Annotated in this window: 13 protein-coding genes; 8 read left to right on the top strand and 5 right to left on the bottom strand. The window is 63.7% G+C overall.

What is annotated here, in order from left to right; translation table 11 throughout:
- The first annotated feature begins 26 nt into the window (after positions 1-26).
- The 4 genes from DDE20_RS16190 to DDE20_RS16175 all read left to right on the top strand — a co-directional run bounded on the left by DDE20_RS16190 (position 27) and on the right by DDE20_RS16175 (position 2,951).
- Positions 27-443: a hypothetical protein gene (locus DDE20_RS16190; RefSeq protein ID WP_116559570.1), complete on the top strand. Its 417-nt coding sequence runs from the start codon at positions 27-29 to the stop codon at positions 441-443.
- Positions 444-547: 104 nt separating this feature from the next.
- Entirely contained in the window at positions 548-1,540 is a 993-nt protein-coding gene (locus DDE20_RS16185) for a LysR family transcriptional regulator (RefSeq protein ID WP_116559569.1), read from the top strand.
- A 27-nt stretch (positions 1,541-1,567) separates the two neighbouring features.
- Positions 1,568-2,341: a VOC family protein gene (locus DDE20_RS16180; RefSeq protein ID WP_116559568.1), complete on the top strand. Its 774-nt coding sequence runs from the start codon at positions 1,568-1,570 to the stop codon at positions 2,339-2,341.
- A gap of 118 nt (positions 2,342-2,459) precedes the next feature.
- Positions 2,460-2,951 carry a VOC family protein gene (locus DDE20_RS16175; protein WP_205961691.1) on the top strand — a complete coding sequence of 164 codons (492 nt, stop codon included), beginning with the start codon at positions 2,460-2,462 and terminating at the stop codon, positions 2,949-2,951.
- 119 nt (positions 2,952-3,070) lie between these two features.
- Here the strand turns inward: DDE20_RS16175 and guaB are convergent, their stop codons facing one another.
- From guaB to DDE20_RS16155, 4 genes are all read right to left on the bottom strand, one after another.
- Entirely contained in the window at positions 3,071-4,519 is a 1,449-nt protein-coding gene (gene guaB, locus DDE20_RS16170) for an IMP dehydrogenase (protein WP_116559566.1), read from the bottom strand.
- Between the two features lie 132 nt (positions 4,520-4,651).
- A complete protein-coding gene (gene rsgA, locus DDE20_RS16165) occupies positions 4,652-5,731 on the bottom strand; it encodes a ribosome small subunit-dependent GTPase A (RefSeq protein WP_116559635.1) in 1,080 nt (359 codons plus the stop codon).
- A 123-nt stretch (positions 5,732-5,854) separates the two neighbouring features.
- Entirely contained in the window at positions 5,855-6,139 is a 285-nt protein-coding gene (locus DDE20_RS16160; protein ID WP_116559565.1) for a hypothetical protein, read from the bottom strand.
- A 612-nt stretch (positions 6,140-6,751) separates the two neighbouring features.
- The gene (locus tag DDE20_RS16155) at positions 6,752-8,947 is read right to left on the bottom strand and encodes an NADP-dependent isocitrate dehydrogenase (protein ID WP_116559564.1); all 2,196 of its coding nucleotides are present in this window, start codon (positions 8,945-8,947) and stop codon (positions 6,752-6,754) included.
- Positions 8,948-9,460: 513 nt separating this feature from the next.
- Here DDE20_RS16155 and DDE20_RS16150 point away from each other — a divergent pair.
- The 4 genes from DDE20_RS16150 to DDE20_RS16135 all read left to right on the top strand — a co-directional run bounded on the left by DDE20_RS16150 (position 9,461) and on the right by DDE20_RS16135 (position 16,138).
- Positions 9,461-9,790 carry a DMT family transporter gene (locus DDE20_RS16150; protein WP_116559563.1) on the top strand — a complete coding sequence of 110 codons (330 nt, stop codon included), beginning with the start codon at positions 9,461-9,463 and terminating at the stop codon, positions 9,788-9,790.
- A gap of 227 nt (positions 9,791-10,017) precedes the next feature.
- Entirely contained in the window at positions 10,018-11,838 is a 1,821-nt protein-coding gene (gene typA / locus DDE20_RS16145) for a translational GTPase TypA (protein ID WP_116559562.1), read from the top strand.
- Positions 11,839-12,189: 351 nt separating this feature from the next.
- Entirely contained in the window at positions 12,190-12,606 is a 417-nt protein-coding gene (locus DDE20_RS16140) for a hypothetical protein (RefSeq protein WP_116559561.1), read from the top strand.
- Positions 12,607-12,694: 88 nt separating this feature from the next.
- Entirely contained in the window at positions 12,695-16,138 is a 3,444-nt protein-coding gene (locus DDE20_RS16135) for a pyruvate carboxylase (protein ID WP_116559560.1), read from the top strand.
- Between the two features lie 100 nt (positions 16,139-16,238).
- Here DDE20_RS16135 and DDE20_RS16130 read toward each other — a convergent pair whose 3' ends face one another.
- A complete protein-coding gene (locus DDE20_RS16130) occupies positions 16,239-16,763 on the bottom strand; it encodes an alkylphosphonate utilization protein (RefSeq protein ID WP_116559559.1) in 525 nt (174 codons plus the stop codon).
- Positions 16,764-16,769 lie beyond the last annotated feature (6 nt).

Genomic DNA, 16,769 nt, shown 5'->3' with positions numbered 1-16,769 from the left:
GGCGTCGCGCAACAAGGAGGCACGTGATGACCAGACTTCCGACCTTATTCTACGCCACCGCCGCAATCTGCGCCCTGATCGGCATGGCTTGGGGCATCCAGATGTCGGCCAGCCATAACCATCTTTTGGCTCCCGCCCATGGCCATCTCAATCTGATCGGCTTTGTCGCGATGGCGATTTTCGGCACCTATTACGCGCTCAGCCCGCAGGCCGCCGAGACCCGTCTGGCGGGCGCGCATTACGCGCTCTCGCTCGCCGCGGTGGTGCTGCTGGTCCCCGGTATTGCGCTGGCGATCACCGAACGCACCGAGGTTCTGGCGCAGATCGGCTCGCTGGTGGCGCTGCTTGCAATGCTGCTTTTTGCCTATATTGTGCTGCGCCACGGCGTCGGCGCTGCCAGCTCGCCACGTGCAACCACCCCGCGCGCCACACCCGCCGAATAGCCGCTTTGCCGCTAAAGCGGGCGCATGGTGGATCGCGATCCGCCGCAGGAAACGGGTGACAAATCCCGAATTTCGCGTCAAACTCGGCGCGAAAGCGGGGGAGGATGAACCTAGCGGCCTTTGATCTCAATCTGCTGAAAGTGCTCGACGCGCTGTTGATTGAAGGATCGACCACGCGGGCGGCGGCCCGTGTCGGCCTGTCGCAACCGGCGGTCTCGGCGGCGCTGGGGCGGTTGCGGGCGGCGCTGAACGAGCCCCTGTTTGTGCGCGAGGGCGGCGCCCTGCATCCCACGGAATTCGCCCGCGCCCTGCGTGAACCCCTGCGCAGCCATCTGAGCGCGCTGGAACAGACGCTTGCCGGTGCCGGTCCCTTCGATCCGGCGAACTGCACCGCCGCGTTTCGCATTTCGGGGTCGGATTTCTTTTCGGTGATGCTACTGCCTGAACTGATGGAGCGGCTGGGCCAAGCCGCGCCCGGAATGCAGTTGAATTTCGTCGATCTGGTCCATGAGGGCAATCTGCACGAGATCGGGCGGATGGATGTCGATATCGCCCTGCCCTGCACCCATAGTATCCCGCCCAAGATCATCGCCGAGCCGCTGTTCTGGGCGGATTGGCTGGTGATCGCGCGCAGGGGCCATCCGCGGCTGGCTCGGGCGGGGATCGGCGATGGCGATGGGATCCCGATCGAGATGTATTGCCAGTTGGACCATATGGCCTTTGCCCCTGCCGGTCGCCACGCCAGTTTTGAGGATCAGGTGCTGGCGACCATGGGCCATAGACGGCGCGTCAGCCTCTCGGTCAGCGGTTTTCGCGATCTTTACGAGACCGTCGCCGGTAGCGATCTGCTGGCGATCCTGCCCGGCACATTGGCGCGGGCAGTGACCCCGCGCTACGGGTTGACGCTGCACCCGCTGCCCTTTGCACTGGAACCGGCGCTGCTCTGGGTGGCGTGGAGCCGCTGGCATGATCACGACCCTGCCCATCGCTGGCTGCGTGGCCAGATCGCCGATCTGCTGCGCCACCTCAATGATGTCGAGCGTCCGCTGCCCCGCCCTGCAGGCGGCGCCGCGCTGCCCGCCCAAGCCGCCGAATAATCCCATCCCAGCAGAAAGGCCTCCAAGATGAGCGATCCCCATGGCACCCCGATCTGGTATGAATTGATCACCGGCAACCCCGATGCGGTGCAGGATTTCTACGCTGCCGTTATGGGGTGGGGTTTTGCGCCGATGCCCGGCGGCGCGATGGATTACCGCGTCGCCTCGGCCTCGGGCGCGGATATCGCGGGGCTGTTGCGCACCCCACCCGAGGCGCAGGGCATGCCGGATATGTGGTTCTTCTATGTCGGGGTCGAGGATGTCGATGACGCCGCCGCCAAGGTCATCGACTTGGGCGGGCAGGTCAATATTCCGCCCACCGACATCCCCGGCGTCGGGCGGTTTGCCTTTTGCTCGGATCCGCAGGGCGCGGCGTTCTATGTGATGCGCGGCAGTTCCGGCGAGACCAGCACCGCCTTTGCCCCGACGCGCGCGGGCCATGGCTGCTGGAATGAATTGGTCACCAGCGATCCGGTGGCGGCGTTGGCGTTCTACAGCGCGCTGTTCGGCTGGGAGCATGGCGGGGCGATGTCGATGGGCCCGGTGGGGGAGTATACCTTTATCAACCACCACGGCGAGATGATCGGCGCGGTGATGGCGCTGCCCGAGGGCCAGACCCGCCCCTATTGGAATTTCGCCCTGCAGGTCGGCGATATCGACGCAGCGAAAGCGGCGGTAGAGGCAGGCGGCGGCCAGACCCGTATCGGCCCCACCGAATTGCCCGATGACAGCGGCTGGCTGTTGCAATGCGACGATCCCACTGGCGCCAATATCATGTTTTTGGGCGCTAAATCCGCTTAAGGGTGCGTTGCCCCCGCTTGGCGCGATGGTTTTGCACAGCGGCCACCCCCCTCCCCCCAGCCGCCCAACGCGCGACAGCGACCCACTGCGACAGGCTTTAACCAAAGGAGCGCAGCATTTGACCCAGACCCAGAAAATCGCCCCCTGCCTATGGTTCGACGGTCAGGCGCTGGAGGCGGCGGAATTCTATACCTCGGTCTTCGCCAACTCGCGGATCGACCATATCATGCGCTCGGGCCATGACTGGCCGGCGGGCAAGGCGGGCGATGTGATACTGGTGGAATTCACCCTCGACGGGGTCGCCCATCAGGCGCTCAACGGCGGGCCGAGCCAGACCTTCAGCGAGGCGGTCTCGCTCTCGGTGGTCTGCGAGGATCAGGCGGAGTTGGACCGGATCTGGAACGGGCTGCTGGCGGGCGGCGGCGAGGAGGTGCAATGCGGCTGGCTCAGGGACCGGTTCGGCATGCGCTGGCAATTGGTGCCGCGCATCTATTGGCAGATGATCCATGAAGGCACGCAAGAGCAGGTGACGCGGGTGATGGCGGCGATGTTCGCGATGGTGAAATTCGACATTGCCGCGCTGGAGGAGGCGTTCGACGCGGGCGCATGAGCGCCCTGCCCGTCCCTTGTCGCGCGCTTTGAACGAGGCCCACAGATGCAAGACCGCGCATAGAAAAACGCCGGAATGATCCCTCACTCCGGCGTCTAATTCAGTCTCTGCGCTGCGTGTCAGCCCATCCGGTAGTTCGGGCTTTCGCGGGTGATCTGCACGTCATGCACATGGCTTTCCTTGAGCCCCGCGCCGGTGATGCGGACGAATTCGCATTTGCGGCGCATCTCGTCGACGGTGGCATTGCCGGTATAGCCCATCGCCGCGCGCAAGCCCCCGACCATCTGGTGGATGACGCCGCCGACCGGCCCCTTATAGGGCACCTGCCCCTCGATACCCTCGGGCACCAGCTTGTCCGAGGCCGCGTCTTTCTGGAAATAGCGATCCGCCGAGCCGCGTGCCATCGCGCCGAGCGATCCCATACCACGGTAGCTTTTGTAGCTGCGGCCCTGAAACAGCACCACTTCGCCCGGCGCTTCTTCGGTCCCGGCAATGGCCGAGCCGACCATCGCGCAGGAGGCGCCAGCGGCGATGGCTTTGGCGAAATCGCCGGAGAATTTGATCCCGCCGTCAGCGATGATCGGGATATCGCCTGCGGCCTCGACGCTGTCCATGATCGCGGTCAGTTGCGGCACGCCGACACCGGCGACAATCCGCGTGGTGCAGATCGAGCCCGGCCCGATGCCGACCTTGACCGCATCGGCGCCAGCGTCGATCAGCGCCTTGGTGCCCGCCGCCGTGGCGACGTTGCCCGCGACGACCTGCACGCTTGACGACAGCGCCTTGACCCGCTCGACCGCCTCGGCGACCGAGGCCGAATGCCCGTGCGCGGTGTCGATCACCAGAAGGTCCACGCCCGCCTCGATCAGCGCCGCGCTGCGTTCATAGCCCGCGTCGCCCACGGTCGAGGCCGCGGCCACCCGCAGGCGCCCCAGATCATCCTTGCAGGCCATCGGGTTGAGCACCGATTTCTCGGTGTCTTTGAGGGTCAACAGACCGGTCAACTCGCCCGCGGCATTGGTGACCAAGAGTTTCTCGATGCGCCGCGCGTGCATCAGCGAGCGTGCTTCTTCGCGGTCGGCGGGTTCATGCATGACCACCAGATCCTGATTGGTCATCATCGCATGGACCGGCGTTTTCGGGTCCGAGACAAAGCGCATATCGCGGTTGGTGACGATGCCGAGCACGCGGCCCTGCGCGTCAACCACAGGAAAGCCGGTGACCTTGAAACGGTCGGCCAAAGCTTGCGCGTCCTCAAGCGTCTGGTCGGGGCGCAGGGTGATCGGGTTGTAAACGATACCGGACTCGAACCGTTTGACGCGGCGCACTTCTTCGGCCTGTTCGTCAACGCCGAGATTGCGGTGCACCACCCCCATGCCGCCGGTCTGCGCCATGGCAATCGCCATCCGCGCCTCGGTCACCGTATCCATCGCCGAGGACAGAAGCGGAATGTTCAACCGGATGGATTTGGTCACATGGGTCGAGACGTCGGCCGTGGACGGCAGCACCGTCGAGGCCGCCGGGACCAAGAGAACGTCATCAAAGGTTAGGGCCTCGCGGATACGCATGATCTGCTCCTGCTGGGTTGGAGTCGTCGCTTGGCACGGCCCTATCGCATGGGTGCGGGGGAATGAAAAGAGCAAAGACGACATCCGGGGTCACGTGGCGTCAGCCTGGCGGCAATGCGGGTGCCACCCCCTCTAGCGGCGTTTGCCCTTGAGGGTGGTTTTGATCATCTTGCCCAAGGCTTTATCCTTGGCGCGTTTCTCGACCAGGCTCATCGCGTTATGGGCCTCTTCCTGCACCAGTTTCTTCCAGCGCTCGACCCGCTGCGCATCGATCTCGCCGCGCGCGATCGCCGCTTTGACCGCGCAGCCCGGCTCGGCCTCATGGGCGCAATCATTGAACCGGCAGTGTTCCGAGAGGTCGGAGAGATCGGCAAAGACGATCTCGAGCCCGTCTTTGACATCGGCCAGTGACAGCTCCCGCATGCCCGGCGTATCGACCAGCCAGGCGCCGCTGGCCAGTTGATAAAGTTCGCGCGCCGAGGTCGTATGGCGGCCCTTGGCGTCATCCTCGCGGATGCCTTGGGTGACGATGCTCTCCTCGCCGGTCAGGGTTTTGACCAGCGTCGATTTGCCCACCCCAGAGGAGCCGACAAAGACCACCGTCTGCCCCGCGCCGCACCATGGCAGCAGCCGGTTTGCCCCCGCTTCGGTCTTGGCGTTGACGCATTCGACGACAATCGAGCGGTCGAGCGCCTGCGCCTGTTCAACATAAGCCTCGGGGTCATCGGCGAGATCGGGTTTGGTCAGCACAAACACCGGCGTGACCTCTGCCTGCCGCGCCAGGGTCAGATAGCGTTCCAGCCGCGCGACGTTGAAATCCTGATTGCACGAGGTGACGATGAACACCGTATCGACATTCGCCGCGATCAGCTGCACCGCGCGACCCGTCCCCGGCGAGCGGCGTTTGAACAGGCTGAAGCGTTCGAGCATATGGCGCGCGGTGGGCAATTCGGAATCCAGCAGCAGCCAGTCGCCGATGGTGGCATTGGCGCCGTCGCCGCCCTCGGGATCAACAAACGGCGGCAGCGCGGTATCGACATCCGGCCCGAGCACATGCAGCCCCGAGCGGCGCACCGAGGTCACCCGCGCGGGGCGCAGGCCGGTCAATGCTTCATCCTCGTTAAGCTGTTGTTGGAAATGCGATTTCCACCCGAGCCCGCGCAGCGTGACCGCTGCCGCTTGTGGATCGGATCGCTTGGTGTCTGCGCTCATTCCTGCCTGCTTCGCTTGCGATTCGCGCCGGTATTCGGCTGCGCTTTGCGCATGATAAACCATCCCGCTTGCGCTGGTAGTGGAAATTCATCACCGCGCGGGCGGCTGCGCGGAGTGCGGGCGTTAGTCGTCGGGGTTCCAGTTGGCATAGTCATGGCTGCAGGATGGCGCGCAGGTTCCGGCCTCGCGGCGGCAGTCCTCGACCACCTGCCCGCAGCCGTTGTAATCCGCGCAGCCGCTGCCCGAGAACACCCCGTCATAGATCGCCTGCAGCGCGTGACCGGCGCAGAACTCGTATTCTTCGCAGATGGTGGTGCAATTGGTCTCCTCGGCCAAAGCCGCCGGTGGGATCAGCAGTGTCGCCCCGAGAGCCGCCGCCAAGATGCAGGAAAGGCTTGTGAATTTCATCATCGCATCCTTTGTCCGAAAGGTGCGACCGAAAGCGTCCCCGCCGCACCGGTGCAGCAAGGGGAGAGTTTACGCGGGTTGGGGCGTTGGAACAATGAAAACTGCGGCGTGCTGAATATCCCTTTGCGCGGGCGTCAGCCCAGGCCGCGCCCGACCCTCCCCCCGGGAGGGCGCCTTGGCGATGTCATCCGCTGCTCACCCGACATTAATGCTTTGAAGCGCGGCGCTCTGCTTCAAGGCTGCGCGCGCCCACCCAGGGTCGGGCGCGGCCCGGGGTGCCCCCGTGCCTGACAGGTGGAAAATGTTGATCCGCCACCCAGAGACATTTGCCCCAGCGCACCCGCTCACCGCAATGCGCAAAGGGACGCGCCCGACCCTGGGTGGGCGCAGGATACCTCTCCACTACCGTCTGCACTCAAAGCACGCATGCCGCCTGAGCCACTCACCACTTCGCCAAGGCGCCCTCCCGGGGGGAGGGTCGGGCGCGGCCCGTGGGTCCCACGGGCGGGACGGCTGAACCGTGGCGCATGAGATGAACTCGCAAAACAGGTCGCCAAACGCATAAGGGCGGCCCACTCGGACCGCCCTCATAATTCGTGTCAAATCAACCGCTTACCCGATGATCGCGTTCAGCGTCGCCGACGGCCGCATGATCGCCGCCACTTTCGCCGGATCAGCGTGATAATAGCCGCCCATATCCGCGGGCTTGCCCTCATCGGCCTTCAACTCGGCAAGGATCTTTGCCTCATTCTCGGCCAGCGCCTTGGCCACGGGGCCAAAATGCGCCGCCAGTTCCGCGTCATCACCCTGCGCCGCCAGAGCCTCGGCCCAGTAGCGCGCGAACCAGTAATGCGAGGTCCGGGTGTCGTTCTGCCCGACGCGGTGCTGCGGTGAGTCGTTGTTATCCAGCAGTTGCTGCGTTGCCGCATCGACCGCCGCACCGAGCACACCAGCCTTCGAGCGTCCCTTTTCTTCGGCGAGGAAGTTAAAGCTCTCGCCCAGCGCGCAGAACTCGCCAAGGCTGTCCCAGCGCAGGTGGTTTTCTTCCGTCACCTGCTCGACATGTTTCGGCGCCGAACCGCCGGCACCGGTCTCGAACAGCCCGCCGCCCTGCATCAGCTTGACGATCGACAGCATCTTGGCCGAGGTGCCCAGTTCCAAAATCGGGAACAGGTCGGTCAGATAGTCGCGCAGCACGTTGCCGGTGATGGTCACGCAGTCCTTACCCGCGCGCATGGTTTCAAAGCTGAACCGCGTCGCTTCGCGCGGCGCCATGATCGGGATCTCGATCCCCGCCTCTTTCAGCGCCGGTTCCACGTATTTGATCAGCTCGGCGTCATGGGCACGGTTTGCGTCCAGCCAGAAGGCGCCCGCACCAGTGGCTTTGAACCGCGCAATCCCCAGTTTGATCCAGTCGAGGATCGGGGCTTTTTTGGCGGTCGAGGAGCGCCAGATATCGCCCGCCTCGACAGCATGCTCATGCAGCACATCGCCCGAGGCCAACACGATGCGGATGGTGCCATCGGCGGGCGCTTCAAAGGTCGTCGGGTGGCTGCCGTATTCCTCGGCCTTTTGCGCCATCAAGCCGACGTTCGACACCGCGCCACAGGTGGTGACATCCAGCTTGCCGGTCTCTTTGAAGTAATTGATCGTCTCGTCATAGACGCCGGCATAGCAATTGTCGGGGATGCAGCATTTGGTGTCGGCGGGTTCGCCATCCGGGCCCCAGCCCTTGCCACCGGCTTTGATCACCGAGGGCATCGAGGCGTCGATGATCACATCCGAGGGCACATGCAGGTTGCTGATGCCGCGGTCGGAATTGACCATATACATGCCCGGGCGTGCCTTCAGAGTGGCGGCCAGATCGGCCTCCAGATCGGCATCACCGGCAATCCGCGCTTCCAGATCACCGATGCCGGAATTCGGGTTCCAGCCCAGCGCATCGAGTTTCGCGCCGTGTTTGGCGATGAAATCCTCAAGGAAGACGCTGACGAAATGGCCAAAGATGATCGGGTCCGAGACCTTCATCATCGTGGCTTTCAGGTGCACCGAGAACAACACATCCGGCGCCGTCGAGGCGATTTCTGCGGCGATGAATTTGCGCAGCGCCTTGGCCGACATGAAGGTCGCGTCAACCACCTCGCCCTCAAGATAGGAGAGCCCGTCTTTCAACACCGTCTCGGCACCATCGGCACCGGTAAAGGTGATTTTCGCAGCACCGGCCTGCGCCGCGCTGATCGTGTCGGATTTCTCGTTGGCGTAGAAATCATTGCCCGACATCGAGGCGACATGGGTCTTGCTGTCCGAGGACCATTCGCCCATCCGGTGCGGGTTGGCCTGCGCATAGGCTTTGACGGCCTTGGCGGAACGACGGTCCGAGTTGCCCTCGCGGAGCACCGGATTCACCGCCGAGCCTTTGACGCTGTCATAGCGCGCTTTGGCGTCGCGCTCGGCGTCGGTCTCGGGCTCTTCTGGGTAATCGGGCAGCGCATAGCCCTGCGACTGCAATTCCTTGATCGTCGCCACCAGCTGCGGCACCGAGGCCGAGATATTCGGCAGTTTGATCACATTCGCATCGGGGGTTTTCACCAATTCACCGAGTGCCGCCAGATCATCGCTGACCCGCTGCTGTTCCGTCAGATGATCGGCAAACACCGCCAGCACGCGACCGGCCAATGAGATATCGCGGGTTTCCATCGAGATCCCGGCGGGCGCGGCAAAGGCGCGGATGATCGGCTCGAGCGAGGCGCGGGCCAGTTCGGGAGCCTCGTCAACCTTGGTGTAAATAATGTCAGGGGTCTGTGCCATGGTCACATCCTTATGCTAGCGCCCGATGCGGCGCGTGTATCGGTCGGTGGCGGCGGCCTGCGGCGGGTCCGCGGGTCGGGCCTTGAAACGATGATCGCAGCGCAAGACCCGAGGCGTCACGCCGCGACCCGCGCTCCGTTGGCCGCTATCTCGCCTATCGCGGGGCATTCGTCAAGGCAATTGTGTGCAATGGTATACAAACGCCACTTCGCCACCGGCACCCCCCCGCAATCCGCCCGTAATGACGCGCAACCGCTGCGCCATAGGCCCCACTTTATGCCTTAAATATCCAACTCCCAAGACCACAATAAGCGCCGCATCGGATAAGTCCTGCGCAGCGCCCTCCACGGGGGCGCGGGGGCGCAGCCACCGCCGGGCGCGCGGGGTTCGATGCCCCGCGCGCCCGCCCCGATAGCACCAGCGCCCGAGATACGCCGCGCAGAACCGGCTTTCCCCCGCCCCGAGAACCTGCCAGACAGTCGCCAGATGAGTCACAGCCCAAGGACGCGCCCCATGCATTGGTTTCTTCTCGCGATTGCCATTGTTTTTGAAACCATCGGCACCACGGCGCTGAAAGCCTCGGACGGGTTCGCCAGGTTCTGGCCGACGACGATTTCCATCGCCACCTATATCGTGTCTTTCTACCTGCTGTCCTTGGTCTTGCGGGTGATTCCGGTGGGGATTGCCTATGCAATCTGGTCGGGATTCGGGATTTTCCTGATCGCGGTGATCGGGTTTTTCGTGTTCAACCAGCGACTCGACGGGCCGGCGCTTTTGGGTCTGGCGCTGATCATCGCGGGGATTTTAGTGATCAACTTGTTTTCCGCCGCCGCCCCGCATTAAGATAGCGCAACGGCGCAGATCGGGCGCAACGGCCCGGCTGGCGTCACAAACCGCCCAGGGACCACCCCAACCGGGACCGCCCAACCGGCAAATCTGCCGCGCCTGCCGCTTAATCGGCGCTCAAACGCCGCCATATCGCGTGCGACGTCACGCAATTTGCGCTGCGCACTGGTCAAGACCGGATTTTTCCTCTATCGCGCGTGCAACATAACGGGAAAAAACGACACATGGACCTTCGCAATATCGCGATTATCGCGCACGTTGACCACGGCAAGACCACATTGGTTGACGAGCTTTTGAAACAATCCGGCACCTATCGCACCGGCCAGGCCACCACCGACCGGGTGATGGATTCGGGCGATATCGAGCGTGAGCGCGGGATCACCATCCTTGCCAAAGCCACCTCGGTCGAGTGGAAATCCTCGCGGATCAACATCGTTGACACGCCGGGTCACGCCGATTTCGGCGGCGAGGTCGAGCGAATCTTAAGCATGGTGGACGGGGTTTGCCTGCTGGTTGACGCCGCCGAGGGCCCGATGCCGCAGACCAAATTCGTCACCGCCAAGGCGCTGGCGCTGGGGCTGCGTCCGATTGTGGTGCTCAATAAAGTCGACAAACCCGCCGCCGAGCCCGACCGCGCGCTCAACGAGGTGTTCGACCTGTTCGCCAATCTCGGCGCCGATGACGACCAGCTGGATTTTCCGGTGCTCTATGCCTCGGGGATCAACGGTTGGTGTGACACGGATCTTGACGGTCCGCGTGCGAATATGGATGCGCTGTTTGATCTGGTGCTCAGCCATGTGCCCGCGCCCAAGCAGCTGGCGCGCCGCAATGATGATTTCACCATGCTGGCGACCACCCTCTCGGCGGATCCGTTTCTGGGTCGCATCCTGACCGGACGGGTCGAGACCGGCACGCTGAAAGTCGGCGAATCGATCAAGGCCCTGTCGCGCGAGAGCGAGCGGATCGAGCAGTTCCGCGTCTCGAAAATCCTCGCCTTCCGCGGTCTTGGCCAGCAGCCGATCGAAGAGGCCATCGCCGGTGACATCGTCACCATCGCCGGCATGTCGAAAGCCACCGTCGCCGATACGCTCTGCGCGCTCAGCGTCGATACCGCCCTGCCCGCCCAGCCGATTGACCCGCCGACGATCAGCGTCACCTTCGGGATCAACGACAGCCCCTTGGCCGGTAAAGACGGCAATAAGGTGCAAAGCCGGGTGATCCGCGAGCGTCTTCTGAAAGAGGCCGAGGTCAATGTCGCGATCAAGATCGAGGACACGCCGGGCGGCGAGGCCTTCATCGTCTCGGGGCGCGGCGAATTGCAGATGGGTGTGTTGATTGAAAACATGCGCCGCGAGGGTTTCGAGCTGTCGATCAGCCGCCCGCAGGTGATTTTCCGCGAAGAGGACGGCGTGCGCGTCGAGCCGATCGAAGAGGTCACCATTGACGTGGACGATGAGCACACCGGTGCGGTGATCGAAAAGCTCACCGGCCCGCGTCGTGGCGAGTTGACCGAGATGAAACCCGCCGGTGTTGGCAAGACCCGCATCATCGCGCAGGTGCCCAGCCGCGGCCTGATCGGCTATCACGGCGAGTTTCTGACCGACACCCGCGGCACCGGCGTTCTCAACCGCGTGTTCCATGAATGGGCGCCCTATAAGGGCAGCATTCAGGGCCGTCGTCAGGGCGTGCTGATCTCGATGGAAAACGGCGTTTCGGTGGCCTATGCGCTGTGGAACCTCGAGGACCGCGGCAAGATGTTCATCGGCGCGCAAGAGCAGATCTACACCGGTATGATCATCGGCGAGCACAGCCGCGAGAACGACCTAGAGGTGAACCCGCTGAAGGGTAAGAAACTGACCAACGTGCGCGCCTCGGGCACCGATGAAGCGGTGCGCCTGACGCCGCCGGTGGTGATGACGCTGGAACAGGCGATTGCCTATATCGACGATGACGAGCTGGTCGAGGTGACGCCGAAGTCGATCCGCCTGCGCAAGCGCTATCTCGACCCGCATGAGCGCAAACGCCATTCCCGCGCCGCTGGCTGAGGCTGGCGAGAGCGGAGAGAATTTGAATGGCCGGTCCCTAGGGGTCGGCCATTTTTCTTTCTATGCACCGGTTACCAAGGCCAATTTTTCTGTCTGTTTCGCCCGGGGGAACCCCGGGCCGCGCCCGATCCTCCCCCCGGGAGGGCGCATTGGCGATGTCCCTCACTGCGCACCCCACATCAGTGCTTTCACGCGCAGCGCTTCACTCCAATCTCTCATCCGCCCACCCAAGGTCGGGCGCGTCCCTTCGCGCTTTGCTTTGAGCACCGCCCCCCCCAATCCACCCGCGATATCGCGCTTGGCGCATGGCTATCACCGCGCTAGGCTTTCCCCTTTGCCAGAGGACCGCCCATGCTGATCCGCCAGATTGCCCTGCCCCTATGCCTCCTGCTCGCGCCGCTGCCCCTCGCGGCACAAGACGGCCCCAGCGGTATCGCCTTTGTGCAAGCGCCGGAAATGTCCTCGGGCATGGCGCTGGCCCAAACCCCCGCCGAGGGCTTCGCCGCTGCCACCGCGGAATGCACCGCGGGCGGCGCCGAAGCCGCGGATTGCATCCCGACCAATTGGTGCCAACCCGCGGGCTTTTCGATCGACCTTTTCGTGATGCACACCGAGGGTTTGCACTGGCATGAGGTCACTTGCGGCCTGCCCACCGCAGAGATCGCCCGCACCACCGCTACCGCGATTTGCACCCAAGGCGCGCGTCCATGGATCGCCGATTGCCAGCTGGTGCAGATCTATGATCGCGACGGCCAGCCGCAAATGTGACAAAATCCAACATAACCTTTGCTGCAGCGCAGTAATTGGGCTAGCAATACCGCAAAACGATCCCCGACAACAGCGGAGCCGCAGCATTATGTCCAGCTTTAACAAGATCTTAGTCGCCAATCGCGGCGAAATTGCCATCCGCATTATGCGCGCCGCCAATGAGCTGGGCAAACGCACCATCGCGGTCTATGCCGAAGAGGACAAGCTGGGCCTGCACCGGTTCAAGGCCGATGAGGCTTATCGGATCGGCGAAGGCATGGGGCCGGTCGCCGCCTATCTGTCGATCCCCGAGATCATCCGCGTCGCCAAACAGGCGGGCGCCGATGCGATCCATCCGGGCTATGGGCTGCTGTCCGAGAACCCCGAGCTGATCGACGCCTGCACCGCTGCCGGCATCACCTTCATCGGCCCGCGCGCCGACACCATGCGCGCGCTTGGCGATAAGGCCAGCGCGCGGCAGGTGGCGATCGAGGCGGGCGTGCCGGTGATCCCCGCGACCGAGGTGCTCGGCGAGGATATGGAGGCGGTCCGCAAGATGGCCGAGGCGGTGGGCTATCCCCTGATGCTCAAGGCCAGCCACGGCGGCGGCGGGCGCGGCATGCGCGCGATCAGCGGCCCCGAGGAGTTGGACACCAAGGTGCGCGAAGGCCGCCGCGAGGCCGAGGCTGCCTTTGGCAATGGCGAGGGGTTTCTGGAGAAGATGATCCAGCGCGCCCGCCACGTCGAAGTGCAATTGCTCGGCGACACCCATGGCAATCTGTATCATCTGTTTGAGCGCGATTGCACCGTGCAGCGCCGCAACCAGAAGGTCGTCGAGCGCGCCCCCGCCCCCTATTTGAGCGATGCCCAGCGTGCCGAAGTCTGCGAGTTGGCGCTGAAAATCGGCCGCAGCGTCGGCTATCAGAACGCCGGAACCGTCGAATTCCTGATGGATATCGACAGTGAAGAGTTCTATTTCATCGAAGTGAACCCGCGTGTGCAGGTCGAGCATACGGTGACCGAGGAAGTCACCGGCATCGACATCGTCAAGGCGCAGATCCGCATTGCCGAGGGTGCGACGCTGGATGTCGCCACCGGCACGCCAACGCAAGATGACGTGCGGCTCTCGGGCCACGCGCTGCAATGCCGCGTCACCACCGAAGATCCGCTGAACAATTTCATTCCCGATTACGGGCGCATCACCGCCTACCGCTCGGCCACCGGCATGGGCATCCGGCTCGACGGTGGCACCGCCTATACCGGCGGGGTGATCACACGGTTTTACGACTCGCTCTTGGTGAAGGTCACCGCTTGGGCGCCGACCCCGTCCGAGGCGATTGCGCGGATGGACCGTGCGCTGCGCGAATTCCGTATCCGCGGGGTTTCGACCAATATCGCCTTTGTCGAAAACTTGCTGAAACACCCCGTGTTTCTGGACGATCAGGCGACGACGAAATTCATCGACACCACGCCCGAGCTGTTTGAATTCACCAAACGCCGCGACCGTGCCACCAAGATATTGGTCTATCTGGCGGATATCACCGTCAACGGCCACCCCGAGACCGCCGGACGCCCGCGCCCTGCCGCGCAACCGCGCCCGCCGCAGCCACCGGCGCCGCTGGTCGATGCGCCGCCCGCGGGCACCAAAACCCTGCTCGATGCCCAAGGCGCCACCGCGCTGGCGGCATGGATGAAGGACCAAAAGCGGCTGTTGATCACCGACACCACCATGCGCGACGCCCATCAATCGCTGCTGGCGACACGGATGCGCTCGATCGACATGATCCGCGTGGCGCCAAGCTATGCGACCAATCTTTCGGGGCTGTTCAGCATGGAATGCTGGGGCGGCGCGACCTTTGATGTGGCCTATCGGTTCTTGCAGGAATGCCCGTGGCAGCGGCTGCGCGATCTGCGCGCGGCGATGCCGAACCTGCTGACACAGATGCTGCTGCGCGCCTCGAATGGCGTCGGCTACACCAATTACCCCGATAATGTGGTGCAAAGTTTCGTTGCCCGCGCCGCCGAGACCGGGGTTGATGTCTTCCGCGTGTTCGACAGTCTGAACTGGGTGGAAAACATGCGTCCGGCGATGGATGCGGTGATCGAGACCGGCAAGATTTGCGAGGGCACGATCTGCTATACCGGCGATCTTCTGGACCCCGCGCAGAGCAAATACACGGTGAATTACTATGTGAAAATGGCCCGCGAACTCGAGGCTTCGGGCGCGCATATCCTCGGCGTCAAGGATATGGCTGGCGTGCTCAAGGCACCGGCGGCGAAAGTGTTGTTCTCTGCGCTGAAGGATGCGGTTGATCTACCGATCCATTTCCACACCCATGACACCTCGGGCGCGGCGATCTCGACGATATTGGCCGCCGCCGATGCCGGTGTTGACGCGGTCGATGCGGCAATGGATGCGCTTTCGGGCAATACCAGCCAGCCAACACTGGGTTCGGTGGTCGAAGCGCTGCGCCATACCGAACGCGACACCGGCCTCGATATGGGCGCGATCCGCGACATCTCCGACTATTGGGAGCAGGTGCGCGCGCATTATCTGGCCTTTGAAACCGGCCAGCAGGCGCCCAGTTCCGAGGTCTATCTGCATGAAATGCCCGGCGGCCAGTTCACCAACCTGAAGGCACAGGCCCGCGCCTTGGGGCTGGAGGAACGCTGGCCCGAGGTCGCCCGCGCCTATGCCGAGGCGAACCAGATCTTCGGCGATATCGTCAAGGTGACGCCCTCGTCCAAGGTTGTCGGCGATATGGCGCTGATGATGGTGACACAGGGGCTCAGCCGCAAGGATGTCGAGGATCCGGCGCGCGAAATGTCCTTCCCGGATTCGGTGGTCGATATGCTCAAGGGCAATCTGGGCCAACCCGAGGGCGGCTGGCCGCAGGCGATCACCGCGAAAGTGCTCAAGGGCGAGACCCCATCAACCGAGCGGCCCGGCAAGCATCTGCCGCCCCTCGATCTTGAGGCCGAACGCGCGTCGCTCTCGCAGCAATTGGACGGCGCCGAGATTGATGACGAGGATCTCAACGGCTATCTGATGTATCCCAAGGTCTTTCTCGATTACATGGAGCGCCACGGAAATTACGGGCCGGTGCGGAGCCTGCCGACGTGGAATTTCTTTTACGGGATGGAGCCGACCGAGCAGATCTCGGCCGAGATTGATCCGGGGAAAACGCTGGAAATCCAGATGGTTGCCATTGGCGACACGATGGATGACGGCGAGGCGAAAGTGTTCTTTGAACTCAACGGCCAGCCGCGCACCATTCGCGTGCCAAACCGCAAGGTCAAAGCCACGCAGGCGGTGCGCGCCAAGGCCGATGCCGCCAATCCCGATCATGTCGGCGCGCCGATGCCGGGCTCGATTGCCTCGATCGCGGTGAGCGTCGGACAGAAGGTTGCGGCGGGCGATCTGCTGCTGACCATCGAGGCGATGAAGATGGAGACCGGCCTGCACGCCGAGCGCGCGGGACAGCTCAAAGCGCTGCATGTGCAGCCGGGCGACCAGATCGACGCCAAGGATATGTTGGTTGAATTCGAGTGACCCGCGAGGGTCTATGAACACGGCGCCGGGCCATGACAGTCACCCGTCAGGCCCGGCGCAATCTGGTCAGTATCGTGCCGGTCAGTATCGCGCGGGATGATTAGCGCTTTTTGACGAATTCGGTCAGGATCACGATCCGCTGCCCGTCAACGCGGCCCTCAATATGACCGGCGTTATCGTCCACCAAGGTGATCCCGCGCACGGCGGTGCCGCGTTTGGCGGTGAAGCCGCCGCCCTTGACCGGCAGATCCTTGATCAGGACCACCGTGTCACCTGTGGCCAGCACCGCGCCATTGGCGTCGCGGTGCACCAAGGCCTCGGGCGCATCCGCCCAGGACTGCGCCTCATCACTCAGATACATCGTCTCGCGCAGATCGCTGGCCCAAGGCTCCTCAATCGCGCCCAGTTTGCGCCAGACAGCGAATTGCACCGCGGGCACCTCGGACCAGGCCGCGCCTTGCAGGCACTGCCAATGCGCGGGGCTATCGGGCGCGCTGTCGCCGCGGCAGATCGCGCAGAGCAGCAGCGGACCGGCGGGCGGCTGTTCCAGCGCCGCAAGCCCCTCGGTCACCCCACAAAATTCACACGCCCCATTCGCACGGGCGTTCAAATCGACATCCGTCATTTCAGT

Source organism: Pararhodobacter oceanensis, from assembly GCF_003076755.1.
GTDB classification, from domain to species: domain Bacteria; phylum Pseudomonadota; class Alphaproteobacteria; order Rhodobacterales; family Rhodobacteraceae; genus Pararhodobacter; species Pararhodobacter oceanensis.
Note: the sequence above shows the minus strand (reverse complement) of the source record. Positions and strands in the feature narration are given on the sequence as shown.

Coding starts and splice junctions, on each gene's coding strand:
- DDE20_RS16180 (WP_116559568.1), top strand. CDS start 1,568: ATGAGCGATCCCCATGGCACCCCGATCTGGTATGAATTGATCACCGGC.
- DDE20_RS16140 (WP_116559561.1), top strand. CDS start 12,190: ATGCTGATCCGCCAGATTGCCCTGCCCCTATGCCTCCTGCTCGCGCCG.
- DDE20_RS16185 (WP_116559569.1), top strand. CDS start 548: ATGAACCTAGCGGCCTTTGATCTCAATCTGCTGAAAGTGCTCGACGCG.
- DDE20_RS16160 (WP_116559565.1), bottom strand. CDS start 6,139: ATGAAATTCACAAGCCTTTCCTGCATCTTGGCGGCGGCTCTCGGGGCG.
- DDE20_RS16190 (WP_116559570.1), top strand. CDS start 27: ATGACCAGACTTCCGACCTTATTCTACGCCACCGCCGCAATCTGCGCC.
- typA (WP_116559562.1), top strand. CDS start 10,018: ATGGACCTTCGCAATATCGCGATTATCGCGCACGTTGACCACGGCAAG.
- DDE20_RS16150 (WP_116559563.1), top strand. CDS start 9,461: ATGCATTGGTTTCTTCTCGCGATTGCCATTGTTTTTGAAACCATCGGC.
- DDE20_RS16135 (WP_116559560.1), top strand. CDS start 12,695: ATGTCCAGCTTTAACAAGATCTTAGTCGCCAATCGCGGCGAAATTGCC.
- rsgA (WP_116559635.1), bottom strand. CDS start 5,731: ATGAGCGCAGACACCAAGCGATCCGATCCACAAGCGGCAGCGGTCACG.
- DDE20_RS16155 (WP_116559564.1), bottom strand. CDS start 8,947: ATGGCACAGACCCCTGACATTATTTACACCAAGGTTGACGAGGCTCCC.
- guaB (WP_116559566.1), bottom strand. CDS start 4,519: ATGCGTATCCGCGAGGCCCTAACCTTTGATGACGTTCTCTTGGTCCCG.
- DDE20_RS16130 (WP_116559559.1), bottom strand. CDS start 16,763: ATGACGGATGTCGATTTGAACGCCCGTGCGAATGGGGCGTGTGAATTT.